Origin of the sequence: Halapricum desulfuricans (assembly GCF_017094465.1) — an archaeon.
Taxonomy (GTDB): Archaea; Halobacteriota; Halobacteria; order Halobacteriales; family Haloarculaceae; genus Halapricum.
On the sequence record NZ_CP064791.1, the window covers coordinates 1,216,698 to 1,234,364 of the forward strand.

General features: G+C 65.5%; 17 protein-coding genes. 10 read left to right on the plus strand and 7 right to left on the minus strand.

The window, feature by feature from the left end; all coding sequences use genetic code 11:
- Position 1 precedes the first annotated feature (1 nt).
- From HSEST_RS06195 to HSEST_RS06210, 4 genes are read left to right on the plus strand one after another with little or no spacing between them, the layout of a single operon-like run.
- Positions 2 to 688, plus strand: a complete 687-nt coding sequence (locus tag HSEST_RS06195) for a molecular chaperone TorD family protein (RefSeq protein WP_229122823.1) — start codon at positions 2 to 4, stop codon at positions 686 to 688.
- Positions 675 to 1,526 (plus strand): phosphate ABC transporter permease, encoded by an 852-nt coding sequence (locus HSEST_RS06200; RefSeq protein ID WP_229122824.1) that lies wholly within the window; start codon positions 675 to 677, stop codon positions 1,524 to 1,526. Before HSEST_RS06195 ends, HSEST_RS06200 begins: the two co-directional genes overlap by 14 nt.
- On the plus strand, positions 1,523 to 2,338 hold the full coding sequence (locus HSEST_RS06205) for a HEAT repeat domain-containing protein (protein ID WP_229122825.1): 816 nt from the start codon (positions 1,523 to 1,525) through the stop codon (positions 2,336 to 2,338). The genes HSEST_RS06200 and HSEST_RS06205 overlap by 4 nt, the downstream gene beginning before the upstream one ends.
- A gap of 2 nt (positions 2,339 to 2,340) precedes the next feature.
- A complete protein-coding gene (locus tag HSEST_RS06210; protein ID WP_229122826.1) occupies positions 2,341 to 3,582 on the plus strand; it encodes a P-loop NTPase in 1,242 nt (413 codons plus the stop codon).
- Positions 3,583 to 3,842: 260 nt separating this feature from the next.
- On the opposite strand, the gene HSEST_RS06215 is transcribed toward HSEST_RS06210, so the two are convergent.
- Both HSEST_RS06215 and HSEST_RS06220 read right to left on the minus strand, forming a co-directional pair.
- Positions 3,843 to 5,117: a response regulator gene (locus HSEST_RS06215; RefSeq protein WP_229122827.1), complete on the minus strand. Its 1,275-nt coding sequence runs from the start codon at positions 5,115 to 5,117 to the stop codon at positions 3,843 to 3,845.
- 139 nt (positions 5,118 to 5,256) lie between these two features.
- The gene (locus HSEST_RS06220; protein ID WP_229122828.1) at positions 5,257 to 5,511 is read right to left on the minus strand and encodes a DUF2249 domain-containing protein; all 255 of its coding nucleotides are present in this window, start codon (positions 5,509 to 5,511) and stop codon (positions 5,257 to 5,259) included.
- 144 nt (positions 5,512 to 5,655) lie between these two features.
- Between HSEST_RS06220 and HSEST_RS06225 the strand changes: the two genes are divergently transcribed.
- Both HSEST_RS06225 and HSEST_RS06230 read left to right on the plus strand, forming a co-directional pair.
- A complete protein-coding gene (locus HSEST_RS06225; protein WP_229122829.1) occupies positions 5,656 to 6,777 on the plus strand; it encodes a TIGR04053 family radical SAM/SPASM domain-containing protein in 1,122 nt (373 codons plus the stop codon).
- A gap of 19 nt (positions 6,778 to 6,796) precedes the next feature.
- Positions 6,797 to 8,119: a hypothetical protein gene (locus tag HSEST_RS06230; RefSeq protein WP_229122830.1), complete on the plus strand. Its 1,323-nt coding sequence runs from the start codon at positions 6,797 to 6,799 to the stop codon at positions 8,117 to 8,119.
- Between the two features lie 28 nt (positions 8,120 to 8,147).
- On the opposite strand, the gene HSEST_RS06235 is transcribed toward HSEST_RS06230, so the two are convergent.
- Together HSEST_RS06235 and HSEST_RS06240 are read right to left on the minus strand one after the other, a co-directional pair.
- Positions 8,148 to 8,654, minus strand: a complete 507-nt coding sequence (locus HSEST_RS06235; protein ID WP_229122831.1) for a hypothetical protein — start codon at positions 8,652 to 8,654, stop codon at positions 8,148 to 8,150.
- 104 nt (positions 8,655 to 8,758) lie between these two features.
- Positions 8,759 to 9,400: a TetR/AcrR family transcriptional regulator gene (locus HSEST_RS06240; protein ID WP_229122832.1), complete on the minus strand. Its 642-nt coding sequence runs from the start codon at positions 9,398 to 9,400 to the stop codon at positions 8,759 to 8,761.
- A gap of 251 nt (positions 9,401 to 9,651) precedes the next feature.
- Between HSEST_RS06240 and HSEST_RS14580 the strand changes: the two genes are divergently transcribed.
- From HSEST_RS14580 to HSEST_RS06255, 3 genes are all read left to right on the plus strand, one after another.
- Positions 9,652 to 10,014 carry a MoaD/ThiS family protein gene (locus HSEST_RS14580; RefSeq protein ID WP_418886535.1) on the plus strand — a complete coding sequence of 121 codons (363 nt, stop codon included), beginning with the start codon at positions 9,652 to 9,654 and terminating at the stop codon, positions 10,012 to 10,014.
- Positions 10,015 to 10,117: 103 nt separating this feature from the next.
- Positions 10,118 to 10,354 (plus strand): DUF2249 domain-containing protein, encoded by a 237-nt coding sequence (locus HSEST_RS06250; protein ID WP_229122833.1) that lies wholly within the window; start codon positions 10,118 to 10,120, stop codon positions 10,352 to 10,354.
- A gap of 272 nt (positions 10,355 to 10,626) precedes the next feature.
- On the plus strand, positions 10,627 to 14,040 hold the full coding sequence (locus tag HSEST_RS06255) for an MMPL family transporter (RefSeq protein ID WP_229122834.1): 3,414 nt from the start codon (positions 10,627 to 10,629) through the stop codon (positions 14,038 to 14,040).
- Between the two features lie 54 nt (positions 14,041 to 14,094).
- Here HSEST_RS06255 and HSEST_RS06260 read toward each other — a convergent pair whose 3' ends face one another.
- From HSEST_RS06260 to HSEST_RS06270, 3 genes are read right to left on the minus strand one after another with little or no spacing between them, the layout of a single operon-like run.
- Positions 14,095 to 14,754: a hypothetical protein gene (locus HSEST_RS06260; RefSeq protein WP_229122835.1), complete on the minus strand. Its 660-nt coding sequence runs from the start codon at positions 14,752 to 14,754 to the stop codon at positions 14,095 to 14,097.
- Between the two features lie 32 nt (positions 14,755 to 14,786).
- Positions 14,787 to 16,766, minus strand: coding sequence for a heavy metal translocating P-type ATPase (locus HSEST_RS06265; RefSeq protein ID WP_229122836.1), 1,980 nt, complete (start codon positions 16,764 to 16,766; stop codon positions 14,787 to 14,789).
- A gap of 10 nt (positions 16,767 to 16,776) precedes the next feature.
- Positions 16,777 to 16,992 carry a heavy-metal-associated domain-containing protein gene (locus tag HSEST_RS06270; protein WP_229122837.1) on the minus strand — a complete coding sequence of 72 codons (216 nt, stop codon included), beginning with the start codon at positions 16,990 to 16,992 and terminating at the stop codon, positions 16,777 to 16,779.
- Between the two features lie 146 nt (positions 16,993 to 17,138).
- Here HSEST_RS06270 and HSEST_RS06275 point away from each other — a divergent pair, with 146 nt between their 5' ends.
- A complete protein-coding gene (locus HSEST_RS06275) occupies positions 17,139 to 17,651 on the plus strand; it encodes an ArsR/SmtB family transcription factor (protein ID WP_229122838.1) in 513 nt (170 codons plus the stop codon).
- The last annotated feature ends 16 nt before the right edge of the window (positions 17,652 to 17,667 follow it).

Consider the following 17,667-nt stretch of genomic DNA (forward strand, 5'->3'; position numbering starts at 1 on the left):
AATGGCCGCGCCACAGAGTGACCAGGAACCCGGATACGACCGGGACGCGGCTGCCCGGAGCGGCCTGTACGCACTGCTTGCCCGGGCGTTCGACAACCCGGACGAGCAGTTCCACGCGGCCGCAGCGGACGGGCAACTGGCCGAGGAGATCGACGCCTACGTCGATCGGTCGTCGCTCGACGTCGATCGACCGCGGATCGACACCGGCGACGATCGGAAGGGGCTGAGTGCGACGTACAACGCACTGTTCACGCTGGGACACGCCGAATACACCGACCGCACGGACGGCTCGCTCGAAAGCGATGGCCCGCCGGTCCCGCTGTACGAGTCGACGTATCGGGAGGCGTCCTGGAACGACGTCAACGTCGATCTGGCGCGAGTCTACGATCACTTCGGCGTGGCGGTTGACCAGGAGCGCCGGGACCACCACGACAACGTCCGGTTGGAACTGGAGTTCGCCGCCTACCTCGCGCGGCGCGAGGCGGCCGGCGAAGACGGTGCCGGACGCGCCAGGCGTGACTTCCTCGACCGTCATCTGGATCCGTTCGCCGAAGGGCTGTGCGCCCGGATCGAGGCCGTTCACGACGGCTTCTACGCCGACCTCGCCCGCCTGCTGGACGGCGTCGTGACGGCGGATCTCACCGATCTCAGGGAGCGTTACGGGGGCGGTGTCGATGACGAGCAGTGAGAGTGCCGTCCACCGGGTGTCGACCCGGTCGCTTCCCCGCATCGACACACGTCCCGCGGCGGGCGCGCTCGCGCTGGCGACGGCAGGGGCACTGTTGATCGCCCGCGTCGCACTGAACGCGGGGTTCGTGCCGGCGTTCGCGGGGTCGATGGCGACGCTGCGGCTGGTCGCCACGCTGGGTCCGGCACTGGCGGCCGTCGTGCTCGCGACGACGACAGCGGACGGGGTCGAACGGATCGGTCTGGCCTTCGTCGCCGTGTTCGGCGCACTTGCGGCGGCCGTCCCGACGGTCGCGGTCGGAGCGGTCGTCGCCATCACCGGTGGCGGGGCGCTCGCGGTCGGTCGCCGCTGGGTGCGGGCCGAACGGCACGCGGACTGGCACCTGCTGCCGGTCGTCGCGATCGTCGGTGCCGTCGGGCTCTCGCTGCTCGGCGCGATCGGCGTCGAGCCGACGACGCTGTCGACGCTCGGCACACACCTCTTCCTCCTTGGCGGGGCCGCGACGCCGGCGCTGCTGGCACACGGTCGCGCGGACTGGGCGTTCGGCGGCGTCGTCGCTGCAGCGCTGGTCGCCGTCGGGACGACCGCACCGTTCGTCACCGGTGCGGTGACGCTCGTTGCCGGCGGCGTCGTCGGCGCGTCGCTGCTCGTGCTCGCTGTCGGGACCTGCGGACTGGTGACGACCGTTAGTGCGGGCGTACGGCAGCGCCACTGGTCCGCCGCGATCGGCGCCGCGCTCCTCGTCGTCGGCGGCGTGCCCGCGACCGTCCCGCGGGCGCTGGCCGTCGTGCTCGGCCTGCTGTTGCTCGTCGAACCCAGGGGAGGTGTCTCGGCGTGAAAGAGTCCGACGATGCGACCGACGGCCCCTCCGACCCACAACTCGATCCGACGCGAAGTCCCGGATTTGGACGCGATGTCGAATCGCTCGAGGACATCGATGTCGGTCGGGAGGACGTCACGCTGGGTGAGGCGACGCCGTCGGAGCTGACCGCGGCCGACACCGCACCGGTCGCTGCCGACAGCGTCGACGACCTGCTCGCGACGCTCGACGACGGCGACGCCGCCGACCGCCGTCGGGCGGCACTGGCACTCGCCGACCGACGGGTGAGCGATCGTGTCGCGAACGCACTTTCCTGCGCCGTTCGCGACGATCCGGACCCCGACGTCCGGCAATTCGCCGTCGAAGCCCTCGGTGAGCTGGATACCGACGAGCTGTCGACCGCCGTCCGGGACGCGCTGGCCGACGAGAACCCCTGGGTCCGGGCGGAAGCCGTCGTCGTCCTCGACGATCATGACCGGGCCGGACACGCCGGCGTGATCGAGGAGTGCCTGGACGACGACCACCACGCCGTCCGCCGGAACGCGATCGTCTCGCTGGCCAAACACCGCGACGAGGAACTCCTGGAGACGCTGCTCGCGTTCGTCGACGACGACAGCGAGCGCGTCCGCGAGTGGGTGGCGGAGTTCCTCGGCGGGATCGACGACGACCGGGCCCGAGAGGCGCTCACGGAACTGACCGACGACGACAGTGACATCGTCGCCGAAGCCGCCGCCAACGCTCTCGATGGCGACACCGAGCGCCGGGAACTGTTCACCGGAAGCACCGCGCCGACGACCGCGTCGAGCCAGGACACCCCACCGGACCTGTAACGATGCCCGCAACTGACCCGCCCGACGACCCACGAACGGTCGTCCGCGAAACCCTCTCGGACGTGTCGCTTCCGAGCGTCGACTCCGACCTCGTCAGCGCCGGCATCGTCGCGGAGATCGACGTTCACGGGAGCGACCTGACGGTCGTCGTCGACCTCTCGTCGGCGCCGAACGCTTCGAGCGAGAACGTGATGACGGCGGTGATCGAGGTGACCGAGGACATCCCCGGAATCGAGAACGTCCAGGTCGAACAGACGACGCCCGGTCCGGACCCGGGGGCGAACCTCGAGGATTTCGAGCACGTGATCGCGGTCGCCAGCGCGAAGGGCGGCGTCGGCAAGTCCACAGTCGCGACCCGCCTCGCGACGACGCTCGCGGCCGACCGCGAGGTTGCGCTGTTCGACGCCGACGTGCACGGTCCGAACGTCCACCGGCTGCTGGAGGTCGAGGGGCCGGTGTACTCGACCGACGACGGCGAACCGATCCCGATCAGCCACCAGGGGATGGAAGTGATGGGCGTCGGCCTGCTGGAGTCGGACGTGCCGCTCGCCTGGCGCGGGGCGATGGCTCACGACGCCGTCTCGGATCTGTTCGGCGAGACTGCCTGGCGGAGCGACGACACGCTCGTGATCGATCTGCCGCCCGGGACCGGCGACGTCGTGCTCACGACCCTGCAGGAGGTGCCCGTCGACGCCCTCGTCGTCGTGACGACGCCGTTCGAGACGAGTATCACCGACACCAACCGGACGATCGACCTCTTTCTCGACGAAGGGGTGCCCGTCCTCGGGGCCGTTGTCAACATGGCCGAGTTCGTCTGCGAGCACTGCGGTGAGCCCAACGAGCTGTTCACCGACGACGTTGCGGACCTCTCAGCGGAGGTCCTCGCGACCCTGCCGTTCGATCGGGACTTCCAGGAGCGCCCCGTCCCCGGGGAGACGACGCCGCGGTTCGAGGAACTGACCGGCGCGATCGAGGCCGAACTCGACGCGCTGGCGACCTACGAGCCGCCCGAAGACGCGGTCGATATCCGCGGGCTCGACCCCGAACCGCGTCGCGACCGCGTCCGGGAGGCCTTCGAGGATCTCGAATCCGGCGAGCAGTTCCGCGTGGTCAGCGACCGCGATCCGACGCCTGTCCGACAGTATCTCGCCACTCTCGCCGAGGTCGAGCCGGCCGCGATCGACCCGTTCGACGTGCGCCGCAAGAGTCCGGACGCCTGGGAGCTGACGACTGTGTACCCCTAATCCGATCGCAGACGCGTTCGGTATTCATACTGGTCTATACCGTTTCGAAATGATCTGACACGCCGTCGTGCCAGAAATCTCTACAGGCGGAGCAGGCCGAGTGCCTCGGGGTCGTACGGAAATCGAAGATTTCCGTGATGGGCGTGGGACAAAATCCCACGAACCTGCGAACGGCGCAAGCGCCGTGAGCAGATGACGAGAATCGGAGATTCTCGAACCACTTGACCCCGGAGCAGTTCACGAATGTATAGCCACCTGTGTCAGTCCCCGACCATGTTCCGAATATTTTCGGGGATGTCCATGATCAATCCCTCTATTCGAGTCGTGTCGTCCGCCACCTGTGCGGGCTGTCCTCGTTCCCAGACCCGTCTCCGTTCGCCGGAGCGGGTCTCGATCCGATAGGCCAGTTCGAAGGGTTCGTCGTTCTTGACGGCCAGACCAACCTCTTCCCAGACTCGATCTCTGTCGTCCGGGACGATGATGTCTTCGCCCCAGCTCACCGTGCCGCGTTCGATCTGTTCGGCCGTGTAGCCGGTCAGCTCCTCGACACGGCCGCGGACAATCTCCATCGGCCACCCCGGTCGTTGCTCGCATCGATAGACGATCCCGGGCAGGTTGTCGATGATCGTCCGGAGTCGCTGTTCGCGTTCTTTCTGGTCGGTGACGTCGAACGAATAGCCGAGGAGTCCGACGATGTCGCCGTCCTCGTCGCGCCAGGGCACTTTCGACGTGAGGAAATACCTGTCTCGAGCTTCGTCGTAGGTTTCTTTATCGATAATCTGCTCCCCCTCTTCGATAACCCGTAGGTCATCTTGATACGCCTCCTCGGAGAACTCATCCGGGACATCGTACTCGACTTCTGTGTCCCGTTTACCGATCCAACGCTCGGGATCGTCGTAGAACTCGCTGCTTACCCAGAGGTGGCGAGCCTCCCGGTCCTTGATGAACAGATGTATCGGGACGAAGTCGAACAGGGCGTCGAGAAGCCGTTTGTGGCGTCGCAACTCCCGTTCGCGTTTCTTTCGCTCCTCGATTTCGTCTCGGAGTCGCCGTTCGGTCGTCTCGAGTTGCTCGGTGTAGGCTTCCAGCTGGTGGTTCTGTGCCGTGAGTTCCCGGTTCAGCGCACGCAATTCCGCTTTCGTCTGGTGTTTCTCGATCTCGTTGCGGACCGCATCGGCCAGCACGCTGTACTGAGAGGTGGGATCGCCCCCTTTCTGGAGGTACCGATCGGCTCCGAGGTTGAGCGCGTCGATCGCTACCTCCTCTCGCCCCTTGCCGGTGAAAACGATGAACGGGATATCGCTGTCGAACTCCTCCCGGAGCGTCTGCAGAAAATCGAGCCCGTCGATATCGGGCATTTGATAGTCGGAAATAATCGCGTCGAACGTCTCCTGCTCGAAGCGGTCCAGCGCTTCAGTCGCCGACAGAGCGGTCTCAACGGTGAAACGGTCGTCTTCCCGGGGTAAGAACTCGGCGATCAGTTCCGACATGCCCGGATCGTCGTCGACCGCCAGCACTCGAAACGACTCGTCCATCGTTTTCACATGATATAGGGTGACACATAAATACCACACCTTGTTCGCGCTCGACGTGCGCTACCGTCTCGACTGCTGGAAAACCGAACGTGAACCGCCTCGGCCTGCCCTGCTCGTAGACGGACGCACGTTCACCGGGTCACGGCTGCCAGATCGCCGTGTAGACCGGATCGTCACCTGTCGATTCGTATTCGAGCCCCCGGTCGTCGAGTTTCGGGAACAGGTGCTGGGGCCGTCGGTCGTTGATCTGGATCAACACGTCGTCCCCGAGGTCGACGACCGCTTCGAGGGTCTCCTGGAGTGGTTTCGGCGGCGGCAGTTCGCGGACGTCGAGCGTCTCGTGGCCGGCTCGGTCCGGGACCGCCTCGCTGTCGAGCACGTCTGTCGGCTCCATAGTCGTCGCGTGGAGACGCGTGCGGGCAACGGTTCTCCCGAACGTGTTCGTCATTCGGTCCACTCGACATGCCATATCGACACAGATGAATATGTTCGGGACGGCTGACTCGGGCGTGGCGCACCAAGAGCCGGGGAGAGACGTATGCATCCTCGGGACATCGATCTATCGGAGCGGCCGTTCGTCCTCATCTGGGAGGTCACCCAGGCCTGTGAACTCGAGTGCAAGCACTGTCGGGCGGACGCCCGGCCCGACCGCCATCCGGGCGAGCTGACGACCGCGGAGGGAAAGGAGTTGCTCTCGGAGGTGGCCGAATTCGGCGACGACCAGCTCGTCGTGCTCTCGGGCGGTGACCCGCTCGTCCGGGACGACCTGGTCGAACTCGTCCGGTACGGCGTCGAGCAGGGACTGTCGATGACACTCACGCCCAGCGGGACCGACGCACTGACACCCGAAATCGTCGACGAGTTGGCCGATGCGGGACTGCGACGGCTGGCGCTGAGCGTCGACGGCGCGAGCGCCGAGGCCCACGACGAGTTCCGCGGCGAGCCGGGCAGTTTCGAGGGGACTGTCTCGGTCGCGCGCCATGCCCGCGAGCGGGGCATCCCGCTGCAGATCAACACGACCGTCTGCCGGGAGACGCTCCCGGAGCTTCCCGATCTGGCAGACCTGGTGGAGGACCTCGGGGCCGTGCTCTGGTCGGTGTTCTTCCTCGTGCCGATCGGCCGCGGACAGGTCCTCGACCCGATCGATCCCGAACGGTCCGATCGCGTCATGGAGTGGCTGCTCGAACAGTCACGGGAGCGCTCGTTCGGCGTCAAGACCACCGAAGCGCCGCACTACCGCCGGGTCGCGACGCAGGCACGGCAGGGTGGCGAGGCTGTCGCACCCGCCACGGCCGACGAGATCGGCCGGCGGACGAGCATCCGGGCCGGCAACGGGTTCGCGTTCGTGAGCCACCTCGGGGAGGTGTACCCGTCGGGGTTCCTCCCCGTGTCGGCCGGCTCGGTCCGGGACCGCTCGATCGTCGATATCTACCGGAACTCCGACCTGTTTACCGATCTGCGGGACGTCGAGAACCTGAACGGGAAGTGCGGGGCCTGCGAGTATCGCGGCGTCTGTGGCGGCTCTCGATCGCGGGCGTACGCCTACACCGGCGACCCGCTCGAAAGCGACCCGCTGTGTCCGTACGTCCCCTCCGAGTACGACGGACCGACACCCGACCAAGTGATCGACAGATCGATGTCGAACCCGGCCGACGACTGACTGGATAGGGACAGCAACCATGCAACAACTCTCGGGCGATCTCGACACCGACAGCCAGCCACCCCTTGCGATCCCCTTCGCGCATTTCGTCATCGGCGTGGCGATTCTCCTGATCGGCGGTGCGATCGCCGGCCTGGGGTCGTTCGTCCCGGGGATCGACCCTGCTGGAGCCGGATCGCTACACCTCCTGCTGGCGGGCTGGATCGGTCTGACGATCATGGGCGCGATGACGCAGTTCGTCCCTGTCTGGTCGGGGACGAGTCTGTACTCCCGGCGGCTGTCGGTCGCCAGCCTCTGGCTGGTGACGCTGGGCGTCGCCGGACTGGTTGCAGGATTTCTCTTCGAGTACGCGTGGCTCCCGATTGGCGCGAGCGTGCTACTGCTCGGGTTCTGGACGTTCGCGTACAACATCGTGCGCACGCTACCTGCCGCGAGGACGTTCGACATCACCGAGGCGCACTTCGCGTTCGCGCTCGCCAGCCTGCTCGTGGCGACGGTCCTCGGCTGGCTGCTCGCCACCGACATCGCCTTCCGGGTGCTCGGCGGCCGGATAGCGCCGGCTCGACTCGTGCTCTCGCACCTGACGCTGACGGTCTTCGGATTCGTCCTCGCGACGATCGTCGGGGCACTCTACCAGCTCGCCCCGATGTTCACGCAGGCGGAGAAGACGGCAGCGGACGCCCATCTCGCACACGTCGAGATGGTCGCGCTCCCGGGCGGGATCGCGTTGCTCGCGGCCGGACGGTTGCTCGGATCGACCCGCATCGGGACGTTCGGCGGTGTCGTCTTCCTGACCGGCGCGCTGGCGTTTTCGGGGTTTCTCGCCCGGCAGCTGTGGCGCGCTCGCGTCGAGGTCGGGCCGCTGCTCCGGCGGTACGGACTCGTGGTGGCGTCGCTGGTCGGCTGGATCGCGCTCACGGTCCCGTACTGGCTCGTCAACCCGGTCTCGGTGTTCACGCGCTTCGGCGGGCCGATGGGGACGCACCTGCTTTTCGTCGGCGTGTTCACCCTGACGATCGTCGGCACCTTCTATCACGTCGTGCCCTTCATCGTCTGGTATCACCGCTACAGCGACCGGCTCGGATACGAGTCAGTGCCGATGGTCGACGACCTCTACGACGACCGCATCGCGACCGTTGAGTTCTGGCTGCTCGCGGTCGGACTGGCCGGCCTCTGGATCGGGGACGCCCTCGCGACGACGTGGGTGATCGCCGTCGGCGGGAACCTCCTCGGCGCGGGGATCCTGTTGTTCGGCGCGAACATGGCCGGGGTCGTCTGGCGACACCGCCCGGAGACCGTCCGGGAAGTGCTCGCCACGCTGGCCGGCCGATCCACGGCGTAACGAAGTGACTCCGTGGACGAGCGACTCGTCAGAAGGGGAGGTCGGCCTGTTCGTCTTCGCTCGAGTCCGCAAGTTCGCCGTCAGCGTCGGCCTGCAACTGTTCGTTGATCGCGTCGCTATGCTGGTGGCGGTCGGCGATCCGGACCTCGACTGCCTCGAACCCGTGGCGGTCGGCGAGATCGTTGAGCGCGCGGCTCGCCGCGGTCGTGAGCACCTCGCCCTGCGGACAGAAGGCGGTCGTCGGCGTGAACTCGACGTGCAGCACCTCGTCGTCTTCGACCGCGTACCGGAACCCGGCATCGGGATGTCGGGGATCGAGGTTGAGCTTCGCGAGGTTGTATCCGAACGTCGTGTCGTAGACGCCCCGCTCCTCGAAGATGTCCCGGACCGTCCGGTGGATCTCGACGTGCTCCTCCCCTTCGAGTACCGCGTGATCGGTCAGACGCGGTCCCGGATCCGGGACGTTCGACGGGACGAACTCCCCGTACTCGTCGAACTCCGGCCCGCCGCTGTCGCCTCGGCTGAACAGACCCATCGTACCTCCCCGTTCGGTCTCACCGTCCCTGTGGACTGTCCCGAACACGTTCGATCGACCCGGTCGTACAGCGGCTCTCGACGCCCGAAGCGTCTTGCAGGACGCTACGCCGGCAGTAGCCTGTCGTCGACGACGGCTTCGAGCTCGGATCGGACCGCGTCGGCGTCGAGGCCGTCACTGGTAGCCCGGCGGAACAGCCCACCGAGCAACACCGTCAGCAGGAACTGCGCCGTGCGATCGGGGTCGACCGGTCGAAAGACGCCGTCGTCGATACCGCGGTCGATGACCGTCGCGAGTCGCTCGTGCATCGACGCGTCGATGTCGGTGAACCGATCGCGATACTCGTCGTCGTGGGTCGCCTGCGATCGAAGTTCCACGTAGGGCCGGCCGTTCACGTCGCCGACCCCGTCGACCGGCGGGAACTGTTCGCCGGTCGTCCCGTAGAGGCCGAAATCGACGAGCGTCCAGAGTTCCGTCTCCGGGTCGTCGAAGTCGGCGTCCGCCAGCGGCCCGCCGAACTGGGCGAGCATCGCGTCCAGGAACGCGAGCAAGAGGTCGTCCTTGTCGTCGTAGAAGTGGTACACCGAGGACTTGCTGAGGTCGGCCCGGTCGGCGATCCGGCCGATCGACAGCCCCGCGAACCCGTGCGCCTGGACGGTCTCGAACGTCGCCTGCATGATCCGTTCGCGCGTGTCTTCCGGCTCGCTGACGAACGAAAACGACGGTCCGTCGTCGCGATCTGTCATACCGAACGGTTGTTCGACAGCGTGTATATATCCCGGGGTCATACTGGCGGCGATACCATCTGGTCTGGCACGCCGTCGTGCCGGATATCGTTACGAACGTATAGCTACCAGTATCAGCAACCAAGTCTCTGTTGGTTCCTGCAGATCGCAATCGGCACGAATATGTTCGGGAATATCGGCAAGTTGTGTCGATCACTACAGACGGATATGAGCATCGTGTCTCGGTCGAGCATGCGGTCACGTCGGCAGCGATGGTGACGACAGTCGAGGTCAAGTGTACCGGCCACGTTCGGTCGGCAGTCGGCACGGGGAGTTTCGAGTACACGTTCGACGGATCGTCGCTTCGGGAGTTTCTCGACGCGTTCTTCGAGGAGTACGACGTCGCCGATATGCTCATCGCCGAGACGGAAGCCGACGCGACTGCACGCGGATGGGCACCCCTGGAAGGAGATCCACCCGGAGTCTGGAACAAGAACCCGGAGGGCGAACAGACCAGGGCGTTCGCCCGCGTCGCCGTCAACGGCCGGTTCAACGAACACCTCGACGGCCTCGATACGGAACTCGAAGGCGGAGATCGGGTGGCGCTGATGTATCCGTTCGTGTTTTGTTTCTAGCGGAGCGTCCCAACGACGAGACGGTTGTACGCGTCGACTTGTCCGTCCTCGGCCGAACGTTATCGGGAGAATATACAGGTGCGAGACGGACATCGGTACGTCCATGAGTTCAGAAATGACCGAGACGGCGGACGAACGACTCGACGTGCGGAACATCGACGGCGAGCCGTTCGGGGACATTATGGCCGCACTGAGCAGTCTCCCTGAGGGAGACACGCTACTGTTGATCAACAGCTTCGAGCCGGAGCCGCTCTACGACGTCATCGAGAGTCGCGGCTTCACCTACGAGGCGACCGAAGTCGGGCCCGACGAGTGGCACATTGAGATCGAACACGCGTAGCTGTTCACGACCGGTCTCGCGACCGAAGACGATCCCCGACCGCTGCCACCGAGTGGACGGGGTCGTACCGTCTCCATCTCGCGGACGTCAACCTCGACAACGGAGCAGCTACCAACGGCTGAAGCCGTGAACTTCCGCGCTGTTACCGCTGGGGGGTCTACCAGCTGATGCGTTCGGCGGAAGTTTTACAACGGCAGTCTACCGAACGTTCGGTACACAATGATCGAACGATCGTTCGGTAACGGATGGAGACGGCTCAGAGGCGAGACGCGATGACGGGAGATATCGCCGAAACGATCGCGGACAACGCACGGATCGTTATCGCAGTGATGCTCGTGGCGTCGGTCATCGTCGGGAGCGGTGTGACGATGCTCGATCGCTCGACGTCGCTCGATCAGTTCCAGACCGACGCCGACGAGGCTGACGCGCTCGATTACACGGACGCCAACTTCTCGTCGGGGCCAGAGAACGCGACCCGGGCCCAGGTCATCGTCCAGGACGAGGACGTCCTCGATCGAGAGACGCTCGTGGCGATGCTCGAATACGAGCAGTCCATCCGCACCAACGAGACGATCGACGGGACGCTCGCGGACGAGGATCCGACCGCGAGCGTCGCGCAAGTACTCGCAACTGCATCGATCCGGGAGGACCGCGTCGAAGACCTGCAGGACCGCCAGCGCGAACTCGACGAGACGAAAGCGGCCCTCCACGGGGCGCTCGAATCACTCGTCTCGAACCCGAACCGGAGTGTGCGTCCGGCCTTCGAGAGCGTCGACGCCAACAGTTCGGTGAACCTCACCGAGGAAGACTACGACCTGTTCAACGACACTGTCACAGAGCGCCGTGGCGCAAACGCGAATGCCAGTATCGACGGCGTGAACGGCACAGACACGTCCGATAGCACCAACGAGACAGACGGCGTGAAAAATCGGAACCAGGACGAGAGCATCCTCGCCGAGGAGTACGCGAACCTGTCGGACGAACGGGCGGCGATCGACAGTATCGATCCGACACTCGACGAGCAAGTCGAAGCGCTCCAGTCGTTGAACGACTCGCAGATCGACGATCTCGCTGCGGAAGCGCTGGCTGCGAACGCGAGCCGCTCCGCCGGGGCACTGGCGTTTATGCCGGAGTACTACGAGCCGGGGACCGCGGACGTGAACGCCACGCTGCTGGTCGTCACCCAGGAGAGTCCCGGCGGGTCGTTCGCTCCGGGCGACGCCCCCGAGGCAATCGAAGACGCACAGACTGCGATCGCCGATCTCGCCCCCGGAGACGACTCGATGTCCGTGCTCGTCTACGGAGACGGGATCGTCTCGACGGAGATCCGCGACTCCATGACCGACAGCGTTCTGCTGGTCGGGCCGCTCGCCGCGGCGTTCGTCCTGTTCGTCCTCGTCGTCGTCTACCGGGATCCCCTGGATATCCTGCTGGGCCTGGGCGGGATCGGGCTCGTCCTCGTCTGGACGTTCGGGACGATGGGCTGGTCCGGGATCGCGTTCAGCCAGCCGTTCATCGTCGTCCTCGTGTTGCTGATCGGGCTCTCGATCGATTACGGCCTCCACGTCGTGATGCGCTACCGCGAAGAACGCGAAGACGAAGACACGTCGCCCTCGAAAGCGATGGCTGTCGGCCTCGGGAGCGTCGGCGTCGCGCTCGCCTACGTCACTACGACGACAGTCATCGGCTTTCTCTCGAACCTCACGAGTCCGCTGTCGATCTTCCGGGAGATCGGCCTCGTCAGCGCGATCGGGATCGTCGCCGCGCTACTGGTCTTCGGCGTCCTCGTTCCGGCACTGAAGGTCGAACTCGACGACGTACTGGAATCACGCGGGTTCGATCGGGTGAAGCCGGCGGTCGGCACCGGACGCGGACCGATCAATACGGTTCTGGACACCGGCTCGACGCTGGCAACGACTGCGCCGTACGTCGTCATCGTCGTCGCCGTGGTGATCAGTGGCGTCGGTGTGTACGGTGGGACCGATATCGACGCGAGTTTCGAGCAGTCGGACTTCCTCGCGGAAGACCCGGCCGACTGGCTGAAAGACCTTCCAGAACCCGTCGCTCCCGGAACGTACACCGCCGAGACGGCGATCGAAACGCTCGACTCGGACTTCGTCAGACAGGACACGACGGCGACGATCCTCGTCCGTGGCGACGTGACCGATCCCGAGACGCTGGATCGAATGGACGAGGCGCGGACGAACGCCAGCGACCTGTCCGTCACCGAAACCTACGCCGACGGCTCGGCCGCGATCTCCGATCCGATCACCGTCATGGACGACGTGGCAGCGCGAAACGAATCCTTCAACGAGACGCTCGCGGCGTCAGATACCGACGGCGACGGTGTTCCCGACGAGAACGTGACCGCTGTCTTCGACGACCTCTACCGGGTCGCCCCCGACGACGCGAGCACCGTCGTTCATCGCGAAGGCGGGGAATACCAGGCACTTCGGATGGTCGTGACGGTCGACGGTGACGCGGAGGCCGAGACGGTGACCGACCAGATGGACTGGATCGCCGACGATATCGATGGCGGTGGGGTCGCCGCGATCGCAACGGGGGACGTGATCGTCAACCAGATCACCGCCGATCAACTCGCCGAGACGGCGATCCTGAGTCTCGTCGTCGCGCTGCTGTCGGTGCTGGTGTTTCTCTCGATAGCCTACCGGGTGACTGAAGGAAGCGCATCGCTCGGGGTCGTCACGATCGTGCCGGTCGCGATGACGCTCGCGTGGGTGCTCGGAACGATGGCGCTTCTGGAGATTCCGTTCAACATCGTCACGGGCATGATCACCGGGCTCACGATCGGGCTCGGCGTCGACTACAGCCTGCACATCAGCGAGCGATTCAATCAGGAACTGGACGGCGCCCAGAGCGTCCCAACAGCCCTCCACGAAACGGTGATCGGTACTGGCGGGGCCTTACTATCGAGTGCGGCAACGACGGCCGCGGGATTCGCCGTTCTGCTCGTCGCGATTTTGCCGTTCCTCCAGTCGTTCGGTCTCATAACCGCTCTCACTATCGTCTACGCGTTCCTGGCGGCCGTCTTCGTCCTCCCGAGTATCCTGGTCGTCTGGGCCCGGTTCACCGGGGACGCGGGGCAGGGAGCGACGAGCAGAAGTGAGACCCAGGCAGACCGATCCGAGGCGCACACAGCCAAAGAGCAGCCGGCCGTGAAAGCGAGCGGTCCACCGGCGCTAACGGACCGCCTCGCGGCGCGAACGATCGAGCGACCGTATCCCCTCCCCGGGCAATCACTCCCGGTCACCGTCTCGATCCGCGGGATCGAGGGTCGAGTATCGGTTCGAGAGCAGGCCCCGGGGACGGTCACGGACGTCGATGCCGACCCCGAACCGGTCGCCGTGAATCGAAACGACGACGAGCTGACGGTCCTCTGGGAACTCGATACGCCGGAGACGGAAGCTACCCTCTCCTACTCGGTCGGGCTTCCCGAGGAATCTACCGACGGCGACGAGTTGGCGTTCGACGGTGCAGTACAGACAGCTTCTGGCCACTACTCGGCCGAGGGGGATGAAACTGCAACGGTCGTCGATGACCTCTTCCAGCGTGCTCTCGAGCGTGGAAATGTCACCGGAGCAGATCTGCGCGCTGCTGCCGATCAGAGCGACGCATCTACCGAACAATTTCACCGGCTGCGGCGTGCGTGGCTCAGCGGCGAGTGATCCGCCGGTGAGAGCGATCGACACCCGGTCACTCTCGAACAGACTGCCCTGTGGTCAGTGTTCGACGGTCGTCACCGTGAACAGCGAATCGTCCGAAAGAACGTTTTGAACGCGACTGTGCCAGGCCTCCGCAAACAGTTCGCGGTCTTCCTCGCTGGCCGTCCCGTCGATGATCCGCTGGAGACTACCGATCGCGGGTCCGCCATTCGGAACGCTGCTGACGTGGTAGGTCACCTCGACGGTTTCGACGGTGTCGGTTCGACGGAGCCTGAACGCGGGGTCCGCGCTGCCGGACTCGAAAGCGTCGAACGTCAGCAGGTGCTGGCGATCACCGTGACCACCGGCGAGTCCGCCGAATCCATCTTCTTGCGCTGCCCCGGTCACGTACGAGATCAGTCGACTCATGACGCCGTAGGTGGCATCGTCGCGCGGTCCTGCTGCGAGCACTTCGATCTCGCTTCGGGTCGGACAGTCGTCCGGGTACAGCGCATCGAGCCCGATCTGTGTGATCCGATAGGCGCCCGATGCAGTCGGACATGAGTGCCCCGCTACTTTGACCAGATCCCCGTAGGTGACGACGAACGGCTCGCCGGGTTCGAGGACCGCGAGTGCCTCCGCGACGGGGTCGCGGATCCGGATCGGTTCGACATCGTATTCGACGGCCCAGTGCTCCTCGGTACGCTTCGTGTCGGTCGGATTCGTGGTTTCGGACATTGTCGTGGATTCCTGAAAATAGTATTATCTGGTCAGTACCGCAGCAGTCGCATTCCGTTGCCGATCACCGCGAGGACGCTGGCCTCGTGGACCAGCATTCCGAGCGCGAGCGTGACGTAGCTCGTCAGCACGCCGGCGAGCAAGAGCGTCACGGTGGCCACTGCGAGGCCGACGTTCTCGTAGACGTTCCATCGCGTGGCCTTGCTCAGGGTGACCGCGTACGGAATCCGCTGCAGGTCGTCGGCCATCAGCGCCATGTCGGCGGTCTCGATGGCGGTGTCGGTGCCGGCGGCACCCATCGCAATCCCGACGTCGGCGGCTGCCAGCGAGGGGGCGTCGTTGATGCCGTCGCCGACCATCGCGACGACGTGACCTTCCTCGCGGAGGTCCTCGACGACGCGCTGCTTGCCCTCGGGGAGCAATTCGGCACGGTAGTCGTCGATCCCGACCTCGTTCGCAACTGCGCTGGCAGTCCGCTCGTTGTCCCCGGTAAGCATCACCGTCTCGATGCCTGCGTCCCGGAGGTCGGCGATCACCGCCGGCGCGGCTTCCCGTAACTCGTCGCGCATGGCGATCACGCCGACGACCTCGTGGCTGGCGACTCGGTCGTGCTCTCCGCTCGCCTCGTTCCCGCCGCTTGCCGTGACTTCCCGAGCCACGTGGACGGCGGTTTCGCCGCGCTCCTCGCGTTCGCGGACGTACTCGGCGACGGCCGCCGGGATCTCGACGCCGCGTTCGTCGAGTAACGTCCGGTTGCCGACGACGACCTCACGACCGTCGTGGTGGGCGACGACGCCTTTGCCGGCGATCACCTCGAACCCGTCCGGGTCGGGGATCGATCCCGCGGCCCTCGGGACCGACGCGGCGTCCGGACGGACGGCCGCCGTACCGCCATCGGTCGCCGCACCCGTCCGATGGCGCGCCGCCTCGACGATCGCGTCGGCGAGGTGGTGTTCGCTCTTTTTCTCGGCGATGGCAGCGAGTTCCAGAGCCTCGTCGCTCTCGACACCGAACCCCTCGATGTCCGAGACGCGCGTCTCGCCTTTCGTGAGCGTCCCGGTCTTGTCGAAGGCCACGAGGTCGATCTTGCCGGCCCGTTCGAGGTGCTCGCCGCCTTTCATCAACACCCCCGACCGGGCGGCGTTGCCGATCGCGCTGACGATGCTGACCGGCGGTCCGATCACCAGCGCGCCCGGGCAGCCGATCACAAGCAGCGTCAGAGAGAGAATCGCGTTCTGTGTCACGGCGTAGGCACCGATCGACAGCGCGATCACACCGGGTGTGTAGTACCTCGCGAAGCGATCGATGATGCTCTCGGTCGGCGACTGGGCCTCCTGGGCCTGCTCGACGCGGCGGATGATCCGCTGGAGCGTCGTGTCCGAGCCCGCACCGGTCGTCTCGACCTCGATGGCACCCTCCTGATTGATCGTTCCAGCATAGACCTCCTCGCCGGGCGACTTGTACACGGGTGCGCTTTCGCCGGTAACCGGGGCCTGGTTGACCGCGCTCTCGCCGTCGATCACGTCGCCGTCGACCGGGATCTTCTCGCCGGGTTTGACGACGACGATGTCTCCGTCTTCGACCTCGCGTGCCGGCACTTCCTGGAGCTGGCCGTCACGCCGGACAGTGGCGGTGTCGGGCGTCATCTCCAGGAGCTCTTCGAGAGCGTTGCGCGTCTTGCGCATCGTCCGCCCCTCGAGGTACGATCCAAGCGAGAACAGGAAGACCACCGCGGCGGCCTCCCAGTAGGCGCCGATTGCGACCGCGCCCACTGCGGCCAGCGTCACGAGCGTTTTGATACCGAGGGTTCGGCTCTTGACCTCGTGGTAGGCGGTCTTAGCGATGTCGTAGCCGCCCACGATCGCCGCGAGGATCAAGATCGCGGCGCTGGCGGTGTCGAAACCGGTGGCGTAGCCGAGTCCCCAACCACCGCCGTAGAGGACGCCGCTCGTCCCGGCAACGATTGCCTGGCGGTGTGTCCGGTAGTATCGCTCGACTGATTGTGTGCTCATCATTGTCGGTTCACGCAGGCTGAGGCGTGTAACCCTGATTCTCGATCGTCCGTGCGAACGTCTCCGGGTCGGCGACGCTGTCGTCGTAACCGATCTCGACGCGGCCGGTCGTGTAGTGCACCTCGACGCTCTCGACGCCCTCGACGTTCCCGAGAGCGCGTTCGACGGTACTCGCACAGGTCGGACAGTCGAAATCCAGTACACGGAGTTGCGTTGTCTCGCTCATTGCGTCTCGACGTAGCGGCCGTACCTACTAAAGTATTTTTTAAATGATATGTTTGAATGGCTAAACGAGCCGTCGGGCCGGTCAAACGGGTCGTCTAGAGCTTTCTCTCCGGGAGAGTTTTCCCGGGCGCACACCTCGGATCGGATATGAGCGACTTCGACATCGAGGACATCGCCGTTCGGGATACGCGTGTCTCCGACGCGATCGACGAGCCGATGCGGGCGATGATCCTCGACGTTCTCTCCGAGGAGGCGCGGACCGCCGCGGAGGTCCACCGGCAGCTCGCCGATCGCGGAATCGATCGCACGGAAAACACCGTCCGCCACCACATCAACGAGTTGCGCGACGCCGGCCTGGTCGACGTCGTGCGGTTCGAGGAGGGGCGCGGCGGGACGACGAAGTACTACGGGGCGAACACGATCGTCCTCTCGTACTCGCTGCCGGACGCGGCCGACGAAGCGATCGGGGAGATGACCGACGCGATTCAGCCGCAACTGGCGGACGCCCTGCGGACTATCGAAGGGGAGTACGAAGACGAAATCCAAGACATCATCGCGGATATGCAGCCCTGTGAACACTGTCGGACGCAGAAGTACGAGACCTACGTGCTCCTGACCGTGCTCAGGCGAGCGTTCGTCCGGGCTCACCGCGCGGATTGAGATCGATCACACGCGC

Excerpts from the sequence above, each read along its gene's own strand:
- HSEST_RS06195 (WP_229122823.1), top strand. The coding sequence starts at position 2 with ATGGCCGCGCCACAGAGTGACCAGGAACCCGGATACGACCGGGACGCG.
- HSEST_RS06200 (WP_229122824.1), top strand. The coding sequence starts at position 675 with ATGACGAGCAGTGAGAGTGCCGTCCACCGGGTGTCGACCCGGTCGCTT.
- HSEST_RS06210 (WP_229122826.1), top strand. The coding sequence starts at position 2,341 with ATGCCCGCAACTGACCCGCCCGACGACCCACGAACGGTCGTCCGCGAA.
- HSEST_RS06215 (WP_229122827.1), bottom strand. The coding sequence starts at position 5,117 with ATGGACGAGTCGTTTCGAGTGCTGGCGGTCGACGACGATCCGGGCATG.
- HSEST_RS06220 (WP_229122828.1), bottom strand. The coding sequence starts at position 5,511 with ATGGAGCCGACAGACGTGCTCGACAGCGAGGCGGTCCCGGACCGAGCC.
- HSEST_RS06225 (WP_229122829.1), top strand. The coding sequence starts at position 5,656 with ATGCATCCTCGGGACATCGATCTATCGGAGCGGCCGTTCGTCCTCATC.
- HSEST_RS06230 (WP_229122830.1), top strand. The coding sequence starts at position 6,797 with ATGCAACAACTCTCGGGCGATCTCGACACCGACAGCCAGCCACCCCTT.
- HSEST_RS06235 (WP_229122831.1), bottom strand. The coding sequence starts at position 8,654 with ATGGGTCTGTTCAGCCGAGGCGACAGCGGCGGGCCGGAGTTCGACGAG.
- HSEST_RS06240 (WP_229122832.1), bottom strand. The coding sequence starts at position 9,400 with ATGACAGATCGCGACGACGGACCGTCGTTTTCGTTCGTCAGCGAGCCG.
- HSEST_RS14580 (WP_418886535.1), top strand. The coding sequence starts at position 9,652 with ATGGTGACGACAGTCGAGGTCAAGTGTACCGGCCACGTTCGGTCGGCA.
- HSEST_RS06250 (WP_229122833.1), top strand. The coding sequence starts at position 10,118 with ATGAGTTCAGAAATGACCGAGACGGCGGACGAACGACTCGACGTGCGG.
- HSEST_RS06255 (WP_229122834.1), top strand. The coding sequence starts at position 10,627 with ATGACGGGAGATATCGCCGAAACGATCGCGGACAACGCACGGATCGTT.
- HSEST_RS06260 (WP_229122835.1), bottom strand. The coding sequence starts at position 14,754 with ATGTCCGAAACCACGAATCCGACCGACACGAAGCGTACCGAGGAGCAC.
- HSEST_RS06265 (WP_229122836.1), bottom strand. The coding sequence starts at position 16,766 with ATGAGCACACAATCAGTCGAGCGATACTACCGGACACACCGCCAGGCA.
- HSEST_RS06270 (WP_229122837.1), bottom strand. The coding sequence starts at position 16,992 with ATGAGCGAGACAACGCAACTCCGTGTACTGGATTTCGACTGTCCGACC.
- HSEST_RS06275 (WP_229122838.1), top strand. The coding sequence starts at position 17,139 with ATGAGCGACTTCGACATCGAGGACATCGCCGTTCGGGATACGCGTGTC.